The organism is Candidatus Allofournierella excrementigallinarum (assembly GCF_944388085.1).
GTDB classification, from domain to species: domain Bacteria; phylum Bacillota; class Clostridia; order Oscillospirales; family Ruminococcaceae; genus Allofournierella_A; species Allofournierella_A excrementigallinarum.
The window spans coordinates 1-16,813 of the sequence record NZ_CALXHK010000046.1; the positions used below are offsets into that span (position 1 = coordinate 1).

At 62.5% G+C, this 16,813-nt stretch carries 14 protein-coding genes; all 14 read right to left on the reverse strand.

What is annotated here, in order from left to right:
* Nucleotides 1-2,554 (reverse strand): alanine--tRNA ligase (gene alaS, locus ACH2AT_RS08705; protein ID WP_394965266.1); only part of this gene is annotated, 2,554 nt, incomplete at its 3' end.
* Nucleotides 2,555-2,861: 307 nt separating this feature from the next.
* The gene (locus ACH2AT_RS08710) at nucleotides 2,862-4,535 is read right to left on the reverse strand and encodes a peptidoglycan D,D-transpeptidase FtsI family protein (RefSeq protein ID WP_394965267.1); all 1,674 of its coding nucleotides are present in this window, start codon (nucleotides 4,533-4,535) and stop codon (nucleotides 2,862-2,864) included.
* Between the two features lie 142 nt (nucleotides 4,536-4,677).
* Nucleotides 4,678-5,640 carry a carbohydrate kinase gene (locus ACH2AT_RS08715; protein ID WP_394965268.1) on the reverse strand — a complete coding sequence of 321 codons (963 nt, stop codon included), beginning with the start codon at nucleotides 5,638-5,640 and terminating at the stop codon, nucleotides 4,678-4,680.
* A 9-nt stretch (nucleotides 5,641-5,649) separates the two neighbouring features.
* A complete protein-coding gene (locus tag ACH2AT_RS08720) occupies nucleotides 5,650-6,336 on the reverse strand; it encodes a D-lyxose/D-mannose family sugar isomerase (protein WP_177521306.1) in 687 nt (228 codons plus the stop codon).
* A 52-nt stretch (nucleotides 6,337-6,388) separates the two neighbouring features.
* Complete coding sequence (locus tag ACH2AT_RS08725; RefSeq protein ID WP_394965269.1) at nucleotides 6,389-6,985, reverse strand: SGNH/GDSL hydrolase family protein; 597 nt, start codon at nucleotides 6,983-6,985, stop codon at nucleotides 6,389-6,391.
* On the reverse strand, nucleotides 6,976-7,623 hold the full coding sequence (locus ACH2AT_RS08730) for an SGNH/GDSL hydrolase family protein (RefSeq protein WP_394965271.1): 648 nt from the start codon (nucleotides 7,621-7,623) through the stop codon (nucleotides 6,976-6,978). Before ACH2AT_RS08730 ends, ACH2AT_RS08725 begins: the two co-directional genes overlap by 10 nt.
* Before the next feature lie 16 nt (nucleotides 7,624-7,639).
* On the reverse strand, nucleotides 7,640-8,998 hold the full coding sequence (locus tag ACH2AT_RS08735) for an FAD-dependent oxidoreductase (RefSeq protein WP_394965273.1): 1,359 nt from the start codon (nucleotides 8,996-8,998) through the stop codon (nucleotides 7,640-7,642).
* Entirely contained in the window at nucleotides 8,982-9,554 is a 573-nt protein-coding gene (locus tag ACH2AT_RS08740) for a hypothetical protein (RefSeq protein ID WP_394965275.1), read from the reverse strand. The genes ACH2AT_RS08735 and ACH2AT_RS08740 overlap by 17 nt, the downstream gene beginning before the upstream one ends.
* Before the next feature lie 14 nt (nucleotides 9,555-9,568).
* Entirely contained in the window at nucleotides 9,569-11,719 is a 2,151-nt protein-coding gene (locus ACH2AT_RS08745) for a hydantoinase/oxoprolinase family protein (RefSeq protein ID WP_394965277.1), read from the reverse strand.
* Between the two features lie 130 nt (nucleotides 11,720-11,849).
* Nucleotides 11,850-13,151 carry a C4-dicarboxylate ABC transporter gene (locus ACH2AT_RS08750; protein ID WP_177521312.1) on the reverse strand — a complete coding sequence of 434 codons (1,302 nt, stop codon included), beginning with the start codon at nucleotides 13,149-13,151 and terminating at the stop codon, nucleotides 11,850-11,852.
* Nucleotides 13,152-13,216: 65 nt separating this feature from the next.
* Nucleotides 13,217-13,912 carry a hypothetical protein gene (locus tag ACH2AT_RS08755; RefSeq protein WP_394965279.1) on the reverse strand — a complete coding sequence of 232 codons (696 nt, stop codon included), beginning with the start codon at nucleotides 13,910-13,912 and terminating at the stop codon, nucleotides 13,217-13,219.
* 15 nt (nucleotides 13,913-13,927) lie between these two features.
* Nucleotides 13,928-14,944 carry a winged helix-turn-helix transcriptional regulator gene (locus tag ACH2AT_RS08760; protein WP_394965281.1) on the reverse strand — a complete coding sequence of 339 codons (1,017 nt, stop codon included), beginning with the start codon at nucleotides 14,942-14,944 and terminating at the stop codon, nucleotides 13,928-13,930.
* 385 nt (nucleotides 14,945-15,329) lie between these two features.
* On the reverse strand, nucleotides 15,330-15,785 hold the full coding sequence (tnpA, locus tag ACH2AT_RS08765; RefSeq protein WP_394965285.1) for an IS200/IS605 family transposase: 456 nt from the start codon (nucleotides 15,783-15,785) through the stop codon (nucleotides 15,330-15,332).
* 215 nt (nucleotides 15,786-16,000) lie between these two features.
* Nucleotides 16,001-16,813: chaperonin GroEL (groEL, locus tag ACH2AT_RS08770; RefSeq protein ID WP_394965283.1), on the reverse strand; the 813-nt coding region annotated here is incomplete at its 5' end.

Here is a 16,813-nt window from a genome sequence, read left to right on the forward strand (position 1 = left end):
CGGCAATGGCGGCGATCTGTTTGACCAGAACGACCGCCTTGAGGCCGGCGTACTGCGCGCCCTTGCCGCAGCAGACCACCAGCGACAGTTTGCCGTCTGCGCTGCCCACCAGCGCGCTGACCACGTTGGGAGCCTTGTCGCGGATCTTCTCGCACATGCCGCGCAGCGCCTCGGGGGTGGTGCCGGAGAGGTAAGCGGTGACGATGCGGATGCCGTTGATCTCGGCGGCGTTCTCAAACAGGCCGTCGATCTTGCTGGCGGCCACTTCGGCCTTCACCTGCTCCAGTTCTTTGGTCAGGCTCTTGACCTCGGCGGCCATGCCCTCGGCGCGCAGGGGCAGGTCCTTCAGGTTGTTCACCTTCAGGCTGCCGGCCACCTTGTGCAGCATCTCGGTGCGCTCATCCAGCAGGCGGAGCACGCCGAAGCCGGTGGTGCCCTCGATGCGGCGCACGCCGGCCGCCACGCTGGACTCGCTGAGGATCTTGAAGCAGCCCAGCTGGGCGGTGTTGCTCACATGGGTGCCGCCGCAGAACTCGGTGGACCAGCCGTTGATGTCCACCACGCGCACGATCTCGCCATACTTCTCGCCAAACAGGGCCATGGCGCCCATCTTTTTGGCTTCGGCCAGCGGCATGTTCTGCACGGTGACATCCAGCGCTTCAAAGATCTTCTGGTTTACGATGTGCTCCACCAGCGCCAGCTCCTCGGGGGTCACCGCGCTGAAATGAGTGAAGTCAAAGCGCACCCGCTCGTCGTCCTCATAGGAACCGGCCTGGTGCACGTGGCTGCCCAGCACCTCGCGCAGCGCCTTCTGCAGCAGATGGGCGCTGGTGTGGTTGCGGGCGATGGCGCGCCGGCGGCCCTTGGACACGCTGGCGGTGGCGGTCTCGCCCACGATGGCGGCGCCCTCGGTCAGGGTGCAGGTGTGCACAAAGTAGCCCTTGGGGGTCTTCTTGACGGCCTTCACCTCAAGGCGCGCGCCGGAGGCGGTGACGATGGTGCCGGTGTCCGCCACCTGGCCGCCGCTTTCGGCATAGAAGGGGGTTTTATCCAACACCACCAGCACGCCTTCTTTTGCGCCGTCGTCGGTGGAGACGGCCTCCAGCAGCTGCTCCCCATCGGAGAGGGCCAGCACGACGGCCTTGTCCTCCAGCACGTCGTAGCCGGTGAACACGGTGGGCTCGGCGTTCAGTTCGCCGAACAGGTCGGCGCTCCAGCCGGAAATATCGCGGGAAAGGCGGTCCTGGCGGGCCTTCTCCTTCTGCTTTTTCATCTCTGCCTGGAAGTTCTCCTCGTCCACGGCGATGCCCGCCTCGGCTGCGATCTCACGGGTGAGGTCCAGAGGGAAGCCAAAGGTGTCGTTCAGCTTGAAAGCGTCGATGCCGGAGAGGATCTTCTCCTTGCCGGAAAGCGCCGCCTTGGTGATGTTGTCGATCAGGCCGTTGAGGATATTCAGGCCCTGGTCGATGGTCTTGTAGAAGCGCTCTTCCTCAGTGCCGATGACCTTTTTGATGTAGTCGGCGTGCTCTTCCAGCTCGGGATAGCCGGCCTTGTTCTCATGGATGACGGTGTCCACCAGCTCGGTGAGGAAGGGGCGGTCGATGCCCAGCATCCGGCCGTGGCGCGCGGCGCGGCGCAGCAGCCGGCGCAGCACATAGCCGCGGCCCTCGTTGGAAGGCAGGATGCCGTCGCTGACCATGAAGGTGGTGGAGCGGATGTGGTCGGTGATGACGCGGATGGAGATGTCGGTCTTTTCGTCCTGGCCGTAGATGTGGCCGCTGATGCGCTCCACATGGTTCAGGATGGCGCGCACGGTGTCCACCTCGAAGAGGTTGCCCACGTTCTGCATCACGCAGGCCAGACGCTCCAGGCCCATGCCGGTGTCGATGTTGGGCTTCTCCAGCCGGGTATAGGTGCCCTTGCCGTCGGAGTCGAACTGGCTGAACACCAGGTTCCAGACCTCCATGTAGCGGTCGCAGTCGCAGCCCACTTTGCAGTCGGGTTTGCCGCACCCATACTCGGGGCCGCGGTCGAAGTAAATTTCGCTGCAGGGGCCGCAGGGACCGGAACCGTGCTCCCAGAAGTTGTCCTCTTTGCCGAAGCGGACCATGTGGTCCTCGGGGATGCCCACCTGCTTGGTCCAGATGTCCCATGCCTCGTCGTCGTCCTCGTAGACGGAGATGTACAGCAGGTCGGCGGGGATCTCCAGCACCTTGGTCAGGAATTCCCAGGCCCAGCTGATGGCCTCGGTCTTGAAGTAATCCTGGAAGCTGAAGTTGCCCAGCATCTCAAAGTAGGTGCCGTGGCGGGCGGTGATGCCCACGCGCTCGATGTCCGGGGTACGGATGCACTTCTGGCAGGTGGTCACCCGGTGGCGGGGCGGCTCCTCCTGGCCCAAAAACCACTTTTTCATGGGGGCCATGCCGCTGTTGATGAGCAGCAGGCTGTTGTCGTTCTTGGGCACCAGCGGGAAGCTGCCCAGCCGCAGGTGGCCCTTGCTCTCGAAGAAGGAGAGATATTTCTCTCGCAGTTCATTCAGACCGGTCCATTGCATCGTTCAAATCTCCTCTTGTTTGATGGATTTAGGCGGCACGGCCCAAAAAAACAGCCTTCGCCCCCTTTGCAGGGACGAAGGCTGAAAACGCTCCGTGGTACCACCCAGATTGCGGCCCGAGAGGACCGCCGCTTTTGCGCCCGTTAACGCCGTGCCTACGCCCGGTTCATCACCGGGGGCTCAAGGGTGGCTGCAACGCGCTTTTGGCAGAGACCTTTCACCAGCCGGTCCCCTCTCTGCATGCCCCGCACGCTGCTGGCCCCATCACAGCCATTCTATTGTTTTTTACGTTGCAATTATACCGCCCTCAGCGCCCGTTGTCAACACTGTTTTCGGCCTGGAAAGCCGCCTCGTCAGCGGTTTTGAGCCCGGCATAGCCGCCCGGGTCCAGCCAGTAGAGCGCCTCGCAGACCTGGGCGAAGATCTCCCCGCAGCTCACGGCGGGTTCGGGGGTGCCGTCCTGCATGACCACGATGGTGTACTTTGGGTCCTCAGCAGGCCAGAAACCGGCAAACCAGTAGTTCATCAGCTCCTCCCCCGCCTCGTTGTAGGTTCCGGTCTGGGCGGTGCCCGTTTTGCCCGCCGCGCTGCCATGGAGAGGCTGGGCGTCCCTGCCCAGGCCCCGCTCCACCACGCTGGCCAGCATCCCCTGCAAAGCGCCGGCATTCTCTTGCGACATCACCCGCCTGCTTTCGGGGGCATAGAGGGGCTGCACGGATTCGCCGCTGTTCTCGTCGATCACTGCCTCCAGAAAGCTGGGGGTGCGCCAGACGCCCTCTGCCGCAATGGCATTGAAGGCGCCCGCCACCTGCACCGGCGTGGCCAGCAGCTCCCCCTGGCCGAAGCTGACGCTGGCCAGCTGGCCCAGGTCCTGCAGGCGCTGGGCGTTTGGCAGGTTGCCCGCGGCGCTTTGCAGCCCGCCCGCCAGGTACACAGCGTCCCCGAAGCCGAAGTCCTCCGCGGTCTGGCTCACCGCTTCGCCGCCCAGCTTGAGGCCCAGCTCGATGAAAAAGCAGTTGCAGCTTTTTTCCAAGGCGCTGGTCAGGTTCATCTGCCCGTGGGCGCGGCTGAGGGCGCAGCGGTAGATGTGCCCGTTCAGGTCCACCGAGCCCTCACAGTCAAAGGTGTACCAGTCCCAGGTCTTTTCCAGCGCTGCGGCTGCCAGCACCGGCTTGAACACCGAGCCCACGTTGTACTGGCAGAACACCCGGTTGAGCAGCGACGTATCCTGGGCTTCGATGCTTTTCTCCACCGCGTGGGGATCAAACTCCGGCAGGCTGACGCTGGCCCGCACCCGGGCGGAGCCTACCTCCAGCACCAGCACGCAGCCCCGGGCCATGTTTTTCTGGGCCACTCCTTCGCAGGCCCGCTGGATGGTCTCGTCCAGCGTGAGCATCACCCCCGTGGACTGGCCCTGCCGGGTGATGAGCTGCGGCTCGCTGCCGCCCACAAGACCGCCCTGGGCGGTGGTGACGCACTGGACGCTTTCCAGCGTGCGCCGGCTGCCCAACACCTCTTCAAAGGCCAGTTCCAATCCGCTGACCCCTTCCCCCTCGCCGTTCACGTACCCTACCAGATGAGGCGCCACAGCCACCGGAAAATAGCGGCTGGGCACCGCGTAGGTGTAGATGCCCCGGGAGGAAAGGTCCTGATCCACCTGCACCAGAAAGGGCTCGTGAGAATTGCGCCGGCTGTACAGCAGCGACTGCTGGGCATAGGACACATGGTCGAACAGCTGGGCATAGCTGCTCTCGCCGGGAATGGACAGGGCGTAATACTCCACTCCATAGGCCGTGAGGTTTCGCCCCTTGCAGTCGTAGAGGTCGCCCCGGGAGTAATTCAGCGGCAGGGTGGTGACCGTCTGGGCCTGGGCAGTGTTAGCGTAGTTCCGATTCCGCGCCAACAGAAACAGGCGGCCCATCACCACACTGAACGCCGCGAGAAACGCCCCGAACAGAGCAACGATGCGCCGGGTAGTCACAAGGCGCCGCCCCCCTTCCGCTTTTTTTGCCGAAGCACACCGGCAGTATGGGCCCGAAGGCGTCGTCTTAAGCGCGATGGGTCTGCATTTTTGCAGCAAAAAGACCTGGCAAGCAAAACAGCTTGTCAGGTCTTGGCCTTGGTTATTCCATGTTGTTCCAGCAGCGCAGCACATCCTCAAGGCCCGGCACGCTGGAGATGCCCCCGGGCCGGGTGGCGGAGAGCCCCGCGCTGGCGCATGCAAAGCCCACGATGGTTTCCAGCTCCCCGGCGCTGAGCGATCCGGGCGCTTTGCCCATTTCCAGCAGTTTCCACATGGCGCTGCCGCCGAAGATGTCCCCCGCGCCGGTGGTGTCGGCCACAGTGATGTTTTTCAGTGCGGCAACACGGCCCTTGGCGTTGGCGTTTTTGTACACGCACCCATCGCCGCCGCAGGTGACGAACACCAGCTTTGCGCCGAATCGTTCAAAAATGCGATCGGCCCCTTCTTCCGGGGCAAGGCCGAAGAGAAAGTCCACCTCTTCGTCGCTGATCTTCACCACGTCCGCCTGGGACAGGCCCCAGAGCAGCTGTTCACGGGCCTCTTCGAGATCGGGCCAAAGGGGCTTGCGAAGATTCGGGTCATAGCTGATGAGTTTGCCCTGCTTTTTTGCGTATTCCACCGCCCGTCGGGTGGCGGTGCGGGCGGGCTCGCCGGTGAGGGACAGGCTGCCAAAGTGGAACACCTTTGCTCCGTCGATGAGCGAGAGATCCAGCTCCTCAAAGGCAAGGCAGGTATCCGCGCCGGGCTTGCGGGCAAAGGAAAACTCCCGGTTGCCCGTTTGGTCCAGGGTGACAAAGGCCAGGGTGGTGAAAACGTCGTCTGCGCACACGACGCCCTTTGTCTCCACGCCGGCCTTTCGCAGGGTGGAGACCAGCAGGCGGCCGAAGGCGTCGTCCCCCACCTTGCCCAGCAGCGCGGTGCGGGCGCCGAATTTTGCCAGCGCAGCCAGATAATTGGCCGGCGCACCGCCCGGATGCGCCGCCATGGTGGGGTAACCGTCATCGTCGGAACCGATGCAGGTGAAATCGATGAGAAGCTCGCCCAATGCCACAACGTCCATCATGCCGTCACCTCACTTTGCCGCCGGATATTCGTTGCACAGCAGCCGGTAAGGTGGTTCGTCTTCCTCGATGGCGGGGAAACGGCCCACCGGCGGTTGAAACCGGTTGTCGGTGTTGTCGTCGTTGCACTGGCTGACCTCCCCCAGCAGCACCGGGCCGCTGCCCTCTTCCACGGTGAAGTCGTGGTAAAGGTATTGCTGGACGTGGATGCTCTCCCCGGGCGTCAGGCGGATCCGGGTGCCGGCGGGCACCGTGTAGGTGCGGCCGTCGGTATGCACGGTGACCTCCGACTGGTAGTCGATGGATTCGTCCGGCATGCTGTTGTAGACCCGGATCAGCACATTGCCGCCGCCCCGGTTGATGATGTCCTCGGTCTTATACCAGTGGAAGTGGTTGGGGGCATACTGGCCTTCTTTCAGGTAAAGCAGCTTTTCCGCGTAGACCTTGGGGTATTTGTCCGCCATGGCGCGGTTGCCGTTGCGCAGGGTGATGAGGGAAAAGCCCACCTTGTCAAAATCGCCCAGGCCGTAGTCGGTGATGTCCCAGCCCAGCATGCAGTCGCGCACCTCGTCATACTCGTGGCCCAGCGTCTGCCATTCGTCGGGGGTGAAATGGCAAAAAGGCGGCAGATAGCAGCAGTATTTTTGGCACATCGCCTCCAGTTCCCGGAGGGCTTTGTTGATCTCAGAGCGTTTCATGGGGCGTTACCTCCCTCTTGCTTTTGTATGGGGCCTGCGGGGCCGCAAATCGTTACAGCGTCTGCAAAAAGTTTTGGAACAGCCGCGCCAGCAGCGCGTGGCCCTCGTCGTTCGGGTGAAGGCCGTCCGGGGTATAGACGGAGAGATCTTCCCTCTCGTACAGGTCAAGCACGGGCAGGCCAAAGGCCGCCGCCGTTTGACGGATGGCCCGCACATAGTCGCACAGGTCCGCTTTGCCTTCCTTGTGTTCCACGGCCCGGCGCATCGGCGTTGCCACAACGATCTTCACGCCCGGAAACCTTTCCTCCAGGCGGGTGAACAGGGTGTGCAGCGCGCCCCAGAAGGTGGCCGGCGTGCGGTCGCCAAACGCCCCCAATGGCGCGTCGCCATGGCCGAAATCGTTGGTGCCGCCAAACACCACAACCGCGTCCGCCTCCGGGTCCATCTGCAGCGCCCGGGTGCAAAAATCGTCGCCGGCGGGCTCGCAGTGCTGGGGCGCGATGCGGGTGCCCGCGACGCCGTAGTTGCGGCAAAGGGCGCCGCTCCTGTTTTCAAGCAGCCGCACAAAGCCATGTTCCGGCCCGCTGGCGCCCACGCCTTCGGTGATGCTGTCGCCCAGGATGTTCAGCTTTTTTCCTTTCAGTTCCATGCTCCCTGCTCCTTCAGCGCGGCGCGGATCACATCCGCCACATGAAGGCCAAGCCGTTCAAAGCCGCTCTCGGTAAGATGGACATAGTCCGCGTAATCCTCGGCGCCCCAGTCCCGCAAAAAGGCCCAGACGTCGTCGATCTGCACCCCCAGGGGTTCCAGCGCGGCTCTGGCAGCCTCGTTGTAGCGGGCGATCTCGGCCCGGGTGCGGGGATTGGGGCCCATCGTGCCGTTGGGGTTGGGGGGCGAGGTGGTGGCGAACAGGATCTTTGCGCCGGGGAAATACCGGCACAGCCGCTGGTGGATGCGCACCAGCATGGCCGCGTATTCCGCCTCGGAATTCAGCGGCCGGGGGTCTTTGTCCCAGTGGGCGGCGTCCCAGTGGCCGTTGTTCCAATGGACCAGCTTTACCGCCGCCGGGTCCGGGAACAGTTCTTTCCAGGCGGCAAGGCTGGTGTAGGTGTATTGGGTGTAGCGGCAGTTCTCCTCGGGGGAAACGAGCGTTGCACGCCCTTCCAGCGCCCTTTGCGCCCAGGGCTGGAACCCCATCCGAATGGAGTCGCCAATGAGAAAGACCTGGTTCGCTCCGTGCGCAGCGGCACGGCGGCCGCCGCCCTCCTCGTCGTAGATCTGCGGCATCCCCGCTTCGCCTCCTTTATCCGGCGTACTCCTCCAGGAACGCGCCGTTGTTTTTCAGCGTGTCCCGCAGCTGGTCGGTGTCCAGCTCGTTGGCGGGCTGGCCGGTCTGCACGCTCTGGGCGGCGGCGGTGCCCGCTGCCTGGCCCACGGCCATCACAATGGGGGTTAGCCGGATGGAGGCGCAGGCCTCGTGGGTGGTGCTGATGCAGCGGCCCGCCACGATCAGATTGTCCACCTCCGGGGCCACAAGGCAGCGGTAAGGCACCGAATACCAGCTGCCGGGCTTCAAAAATTCGTGCTTCATGCTGGCGCCGTCCGGCGAGTGGATGTCGATGGGATAGCCGCCCATGGCCACCGCGTCCGGGAACATGCGGTTGGCCAGCAGGTCCTGGGCGGTGAGTTTGTAGCAGCCGTTGATCTTACGGCTCTCCCGGATGCCAATGTTCGGGCCGGTGGAGAGGATGCGGCAGTTTTCAAAGCCCGGGATGTGGTTGCGCATAAACGCCGCGATCTGGTGGGCCTGACGGCGGCCCTCGATCTCCGCCTCGGTAAGCTGGAACGGATCCACCGCCGAGCGCTGCACAATGCGGGACATATTCAGGATAAACTCGCCGGGGGTGTTGGTCTCAAAACAGAGCACCATATCCCGGTCCACATCGAACTCGCCGTTCTCCTTGGCCGCGCGGATCACCGAATAGGCACCCTGGATACCGGTGCGGGGGATCTGGTCCAGATGGTCAAAGGGAATGGTGGCCAGCATATCCTCCTGGTGGGTGCGAACATACTCCATGACCTTTTCCCGGTCCACGCCGCCCACCTTGACATTCATGGTCATGGGCTGGGCCAGGTTGTCCTTATCCCGGCCGTACACACTGGAAACACCCGCATGGGTGGCCAGGTCGGCGTCGGCGCTGCAATCCAGGAAAACATCGGCGGTCACGGTAAAGAATCCGTTCTTTGCATAGAGGGTAACGGAAGTGATCCGCCCATCCTGCACCTGGCAGCCGGTATATACCGTGTGGTAAAGCAGCTGCACACCGGCTTCCAGTGCCATCTCCTCCAGCACCAGTTTAAGGCCCTCGGCATCAAAGGGGGTGATGCTGCTGACAAAGCCCACAAAGTCCTCCATATGGCCGGGTGAAAAGCCTTTGGCTTTCATGCGTTCCACAATTTCGTCCGGAATGCCGCGCACCACCTGGGTATCGCCGGCATGGAAGGTCATCTGAGGACCCACCCCCGCGCCGGTGAGCGAACCGCCCAGGTAGCCGCTCTGTTCCACCAGCAGCACCCTGGCGCCCCGCCGGGCAGCAGCGATCGCCGCCGTAACACCGGCCGGACCGCCGCCGATAATGACCACTTCATAGTTCAGTTCCATCTTCTTGCTCCTCCTTCTGTCGCAGCAGATCGTGATAGGTACGGGCGAAGGCATGCGCGCCGATCTCGGAAAGGGCGCGCAGCCCGGTCTTCCCCAGCCGCACCGGGCCGACCTGCACCATCGGGACAGTATAGTCCCGGCTGGTGAGGCCCAGTTCGGTGACCTCGAGGAAGTGGAAATACTCATGGCTTAGGATCAGATTCACCGCGGTTTCATAGTTCAGGGCATTCTGCTGTGCCCACAGTTCAATGGCTTTGCGATACAGGTTGACGCACTTCTGGCCGGAGATATAATCGCTGAAATAGCGCTGACCGCCCGCCACGAAGTCGCTGTCCTTCTCATTCAGCTGCAGCCCGCTGTTCTGCACAATGGCCCGGAAATCCCCCGACCCGTTCTGCCGCCGGAACACCTCCCGCGCGGCCGCGCAGCCTTTCTGCCAGGCTTTTTCCACAATGGCGGCGCGGTCCTGCTCCGGAACGCGGGCATAGCAGGGATCATAGGTCAGTTCCTTGTCGGCCAGTTCCCGGCCGGGAAAGGGAAAGCGGAATTCTTCCATCGCATCCTCCGGCATTACGCGTCCACCCGCTTGGTGGCGGCCAGGATCAGGGGTTCCTCCTGGCGGCAGCCCGCCAGCTCCACGTTGCCCAGGCTGACGATCTGCTCGGGGCTCTGCATGCCGGACAGGTCGATGATCCGTTTGCCCAGCACCACATAGACGTTGGGCAGGTTGGTGCCGCCGTCGTTGTATTCCGTCAGCTCCTCCAAAATCCACTCCAGGTCCTTTTCCCACTGGGCCACGGTGGTCTGACGTACCCAGGCGTTGTTCTTTTGCAGACGGATCACGCCCTCCTCGTCGATGAGGCGCAGCTGATGGGCGCTTTTCTTCACCAGGCCGAACAGCTTTTTCTCCACCTTGGCGTACTGCACCGCGTACATCACGCCGTTCTGGGCGGCCACCTGCAGCCCGCCGCGGTGAGCCTCCAGGTTTTCGGCCACGATGTCCAGCAGTTTGTCCAGCTCCAGCTTTTGGTTCATGCGGTCCTTGCTGCGCATCTCGGTGGCGCCCACCGCGATGGCCCGCACGATGTTGCGCTGGGTGTCCACCTCCACGCTGACCTCCACCGTGCCGGGAGCCGCGCCGTTCTGGATGGCCTTGAGCTCCGCCTCGCGGCGCACGCTGATGATGTCCTCGTCGGTGGGGTTGGTCACACTGCGCTCCACCATGTCCCGCACCATGGCCAGCGCCACGCCGATAGTGGAGATGACCGGGGCGTTCTTTGCGATGTAGAATTTGTGACCCATGGTCTGGGCCAGGTGGGGCACCACGGTGGCCGCGCCGCCGCCGCCGCCCACGAACACGGTGTGCCGCGGGTCCATCTCATAGTCTTTGATCAGCTGGGAAGCCACCTTGCTGTTTTTGGCGGCCGCGAAATCCAGCACCTTGCGGGCGGCCTCCTCCACGGTGCAGCCCATGTTGTCCGCCAGGGGCTTCCAGGCTTTGCGGGCCGCCTCCACGTTGCCGTAGGCGTAGTCCTCCTCGCGTACAAAGCCCGCCAGATTGGCGGCGCCCGCCATGGTCAGCGCCACCCGCACGCCGTTCGCGCACTCGATGCAGGCGTACTCCGGGTCGCCCTCCATAGGCCGCACCGACACCAGCCGGGGCTCCACGATCTTGTCCTCCGGGGTGTACACCTCGTATTCCAGGCCGGCGATGTGGGCGCTGCGGGGGCCGGTGTTCACCGCCTTGCCATTGCGGATCTCCACCATGCTGCCGCCGCCGATGCCCACGGTGCGCACGTCCAGGCTGTTCAGATAGGTCTTGTGGCCGCCCACCTCGGCGTAGCGGATCATCACCTTGCCGTCCTTCACGCAGGAGATGTCGGTGGAGGTGCCGCCCACCTCAAAGAAAATGCCGTCGGTGAGCTTTTCATACATCAGCGCGCCCGCCACGCCCGCGGCAGGGCCGGAGAGGATGGTCAGGATGGGGCGGTTGCGCACCTCGTCCACCGTCATCACGCCGCCGTCGCACCGCATGACCATCAGCGGGCTCTCGATGCTGGCCGCCTTGATGCTCTCGTCGGTCATGGTGGCGGCCTCCAGCATTTTGGGCATGATGCTGGCGTTGACCACCGCCGTGCGGGTGCGGATCTTCAGGCCGTAGAGTTTGGAGATGTCGTTGGTGGCGGTGCCGGGCAGCGAGATCTCGCGGCACAGCTCCACCGTGCGGTTCTCGTTGGCGGGGTCGTCCACACTGAAAGCCTCCGCGGCCACAAAACTGGTGCATCCCCTGCCCTTCAATTCCTCCAGCGCCTGCCGGATAGCCCCGTCCAGGTCCTGGGTGGAGGTGTCCACATAGCTGTTTTCCGAGCGCAGGAACTTGCCCGGCGCCAGCTCGATGTCGCCGATGGAGGTGTCGCCCTTGCTCTTGGCGCCCTGCAGGCCCTGGCCCAGCGTGACCACGCCGACCTTGGCCACGTCGCCCTCCAGCAGGGCGTTGGTGGCCTGGGTGGTGCCGTGGGCGATGAAGACCACGTCCTCCGGCGCGATGTTGCACTGCTCCATCACCTTGTGCAGCACCTGGATGATGCCGGCGGCGACGCCCTCTTTCGCGTCGTGGGTGGTGGGGGTTTTCACGACGCCGATCACCTCATAGGTGTCGTTGTCGATGGCGACGGCATCGGTAAAAGTGCCGCCCACGTCAATGCCTATGCGAACTTTCATAGAACTGGCCTCCACGTTATATCATTTTTTGGTCCTGGGATTCAGCCGAAAAGCGCGCTTTTCGGCTCAAGCCCAAGATCAGGCCGGGATGCCCCCGAAGGGGCACCCCGGTCCGGGGATCAGGGAGAGATCAGAAGTAGATGAAGGCGCTGACGACAACGCCGATCACCGCGACCGCCCACAGATAGGGCAGCAGCTTCTTGGTGATGCCGTTCACGTCCACTTCCGCGAAGTTGGCGGTCCAGACGTTCTGGGTGTTGGTGGGGTCGCCGCAGCCCTGGATGCGCTCGGCGGCCAGGAAGGCGCCCATGACGGCCAGCGGGCTCAGGGTGCCCAGGCCGATGACCAGCGCCGCGATGCCGGAGCCCAGGCCGAACAGGTTCATGGGGCCGCGGTAGAGGGACAGCGGGGCCAGCAGGGAGAAGAAGATGATGTATCCGATCTTGTTGGAGGGGATCACCGCCAGCAGGAAGGGGTTGAGTACTTCCTTGACCATGGAGTGGGTCACGGCCAGGTACAGGATGCCGATGCCGATCATCAGGATGATGGCGGGGCCGCCGTCTGTGATGCCGTCGTAGCAGGTCTTGACCAGGGTGTTCATGGCCTTGGAGAAGCTCTTGGCGGTGAACACCAGGATCCAGATGATGCCGGCCATGAAGGCGGGGCAGACAGGCACCTTGAACACGGCCACCAGAATGATGGGGATCAGCGGGGTGAGCATGGCCAGGCCGCCACGCACACCGGTGAGCTGCTTGGTGGGGTTGGGCTCGGAAACAGGCGCGGAGAAGGCGAACTTGACGCCGTTGCGCTTGAACTCCACGAACACCAGGATCAAGGTGGCGATCACCGTGGCCACCAGCATGTAGATCTCAAAGCCTTTGATCTGCTCGATGTCCAGGTTGAACAGGCTGGAGAAGGTCTTCCAGTTGGCGATGTTGAAGGTGAGGCCGCAGGTGAAAGCCATCAGGAAGATGCAGGCGGCGCTCATGGAGGGCACGCCCACGGAGATGAGGATGGGCAGCACGATGGAGCCCACCATGATGATGGAGCCCAGGCCGCTCAGGGTGGTGAACAGCACCGCGCAGGCCACCACCATGATCAGGGTCACGATCAGGGGGCGGTCGCCGCCCAGCTCAGCGCTCTTTTTGATGATGTTCTCGGTGACGCCGGTCTTGTTCATCAGCTGCCCCAGCCAGGCGCCGAAGACGACCGCCATGATGGCGCTGCCCATGCGGACGGTGCCGTTTTCCACCACGGTCTGCAGCCAGCCGATGCTGTTGCCGTCCGCGTCCACGCCCACGGCGGGAACGCCGGCGATGATGCAGATGACCACCGCCATCAGCGGAAGGGCCAGCAGTGTGGGGATCTTCTTTGTCATCATAAGTGCCGCAATGATGACAAAGGCCACAATGATCAGGGAACCTTGCAACATAATGTCTACTCCTTACTTTTAGGCTTGCGCCCTTTATTCACAACCGTTCACACGGATGCTTCGGCTTAAAGGCTCTCCACAGCCTCACGGAAGGCGGCGGTGGCAGCGCGGACCTGGTCGGCGGTGGGCTCCTTGCCCATGACGATGGCGCCGATCATAACGGCCTTGCAGCCCGCCTCGTAAAGGTGCCGCACCTCGGAGGGCTTGATCTTGCGCTGGGTGGGGATCAGGCAGGGTTTGCCGGATTTTGCCGCGATGTCGCTGTAGCGCAGGATGTCCGCGTAGCACAGGGGCGTGCCGTAGTTTTCGCCCGGCTGGACGGAACATTCCAGCACATCCATGGCCGAGCGGCTCACGGCGTCCAGCGTGTTCTGGGTATAGGTGCAGTCAATGGCCACCATTTTGGTGAGCGCCTTGCTCTCCATCATGAAGCAGGGCAGATGATGGCTGTAGGCGCTGAAGAACTTGAGGCCCATCGCCTCCAATTCCAGCCGCTCCTCCGGGGTGATGAAGGCCTCTTCGCCGCCGGGCACCAGGCCCACGGGAACATCGCCCGCCAGCTCGATGAGCTGGCGCAGGAACGCGCGGTTCTCGGCGTAGGTGCCGAAGGTGTGGCCGCTGGCGCGGTGCCACACGTTGCAGTGGACCTTGACCGCCTGCGCGCCGCCCTCCAGCGCGGCCTTCGCCATGCCCAGGTCGTTGGAGGGAAGGCTTACCACCAGGCTGAATTTGTTTTTCTCGATCACATTTTTGAACTCCATACTGTCCTCCTTGCTTTATTGGGCGGTCAAAATCTCCGCTCGGATCCGTTGGGCGAACACCCCTTCCAAATGCTGTGCGTGTCTGGCGCGGAGCAGCTGGATGCGGGGCATCCTTTCTTTCGCCAGCATTTCCTCCAGCCGGGCTTTCAGTTGGCGGACAACGTCCTCCTCCATCCCTTCCGTGCCGGAGAGAAACACGGTGTTCAGCGAAAACATCATGCACAACAGCGCGATGAGGCTGCAGGCCTGGACGGGCAGATCCGCCCACCGGCGGCTCTTCTCCCCCTGGCCGGAGGCGTACAGGGGCGCCCCCAGCAGCTTGACCGCGTCCTGATAGAAATCCTCCCGCAGGGGGACCGCCCACCCCTCCACCGTGACGTTCACCACCACGCTGGAGCCAAGGCTCACATGGGCGCTGTTGCGCTGGAGCGGGTCCACCCGCTCCTCCAATGCCTGCTTCACGGTGTACACCTGGGAAAACTCTTCCACCACCGGCACCCGCAGCTGGGAGGTCAGGGCCTCTTTCAGGGTGATGTTGGCCGAGGCGATGCCGGTGGAGTACATCACATGGAAATCGCTCTCCCGCATGTCCTCCTGAAACAGCAGGCCGATGCCCGCCAGGGGCAGCCCGGCCGGCCGGTCGGCGCACAGGGCGTCTACGATCGCCTCGTACAGCTCGTTGCCTGCCAGATACGCCCGCGCCAAGACCTTTGTGGCAACGGGATGCAGCGCCATGTCAAACAAAGTCATGCAGCTTTCTTTGCGGCCGATCTCCACCACCGCGATGGCGCCGAACCCCGCGTTGATGGTCAGCCCCGTGCGGCTGCGCCCGGCGGTGGTGGTGTGGCTGCCGCTCTCCGCCAGGACCCCTTCCCCGATCAGCTCGGAAACGAGGGTGGACACCGTGCTGGGCGACAGTTCCGTTTTTTGGGCGATCTCCACCCTGGAAAGGCCGTCGTTTTCCAGAATGGACTGGATGATGACCTGGCGGTTGCGCCGTTTAACGTCCTGAAGCCCCCGTTTGCGAATCATTGCATTATCCTCTCTATCCCCTGTTCAGCAGGCTTAATTCGGATTTCGAATCCGTTATTTCGGATTCCGAATTAAGTGTCTTTATAGTAAACCTATTTTCAGAAAACCGCAATAGCTTTTGTACGGTTTCTCCCATTTCAACATAGAACTCAACGCCCTTCTGTGCAATTTGCTCAAAAAGTTGGGGCGCGGTGCCTCCTGTTCAGTCCCAAAAGTTAATAAATATCCATCGGTTCAAAGCTGGTGGATATTTACATAACGTGTCGTTTTGGAATGCAAATAAACATCCACCGGCCAAGCCGGTGGTTTTTCATATGCGGGCATAGCCCTATGTTCTTCGCCACGCGTAGAACGCGTAATACGGTCTGCCAGCTACGGGGGATTGTTACTTGCTGCCCGTGAACGGGCCGACCTGACTCATCGTAAGTTGTTCGCCCATCTCATCCTGTTTCAACTGGTTCTTTATGTACTCCGCAATTCGGCTCTCGTTTTTCTCTACCGTATCCACATAGTACCCTTTGCACCAGAATTCCCGATTCCTGTATTTGTATTTCAGTTCGCCGAATTGCTCATACAGCATTGTGCTGCTCTTCCCTTTCAGGTACCCCATGAAGCTCGACACCGAAATCTTCGGCGGTATCTCTACCAGCATGTGGATGTGATCCGGGCATACTTCTGCCTCCAGTATTTTTACTCCCTTCCACTCGCACAACTGCCGCAGGATTTTCCCTATTGCTGCTCTCTTTTCTTTGTAGAACACTTTCCTGCGATACTTTGGCGCAAAGACTATATGGTATTTGCAAATCCATTTCGTATGCGATAAACTGTTTATGTCGTTCAAGCTCATTTTGAATGACCTCCTTGTGGTTCTTTTGGGGCAGTTGGCAGACCGCTCCTTTATCCTACCACAAGGAGTTTTTTATTCCCCTTTTTCTGGGCAACTATTTAATTCTTACCGAACCACACGTCTAACGTGTGGTTTTGGGATACAAAAAACCAGGTCCGCCTGAAAAACAGACGGACCTGGTCAACGACTTCTTTAAAGGCGGGCGCGGCTTAGTACATGCCGCCCATGCCCATGTCGCCCGCGGGGGCGGCGGGAGCGGGCTGCTCCGGCTCGTCGGCCACCAGGCTCTCGGTGGTCAGCACCATGCTGGCCACGCTGGCGGCGTTCTCCAGGGCGGAGCGGGTCACCTTGGTGGGATCCACGATGCCGGCCTCGATCATGTCGCAGTAGACTTCCTTCTGGGCATCAAAGCCATAGTTCATCTTGCCGGCGCTGAGGATCTTGTCGATGATGACGCTGCCCTCCAGGCCGGCGTTCTTGGCGATCTGACGCAGAGGAGACTCCAGAGCCTTCAGCACGATGCTGGCGCCGGTGCGCTCGTCGCCCTCCAGGCCCTCGCAAACCTTGCGGACAGCGGGGATGGCATTGATGGGGGCGGTGCCGCCGCCGGCCACGATGCCCTCTTCCACGGCAGCCTTGGTGGCGTTCAGGGCGTCCTCAATGCGCAGCTTCTTGTCCTTCATCTCAACTTCGGTGGCAGCACCGACCTTGATGACGGCCACGCCGCCGGCCAGCTTGGCCAGACGCTCCTGCAGCTTCTCCTTGTCGAAGTCGCTGGTGGAGACTTCCATCTGAGCGCGGATCTGAGCCACTCGGTCCTTGATGGCGTTCTTGTCGCCGCTGCCGTCCACGATGGTGGTGGTCTCCTTGGTGACCTTCACCTGGCGGGCGCGGCCCAGCATGTCCACGGTGGCGTCCTTCAGCTCATAGCCCAGCTCCTCGCTGATGACCTGGCCGCCGGTGAGGATGGCGATGTCCTGCAGCATCTCCTTGCGGCGGTCGCCGAAGCCGGGGGCCTTGAC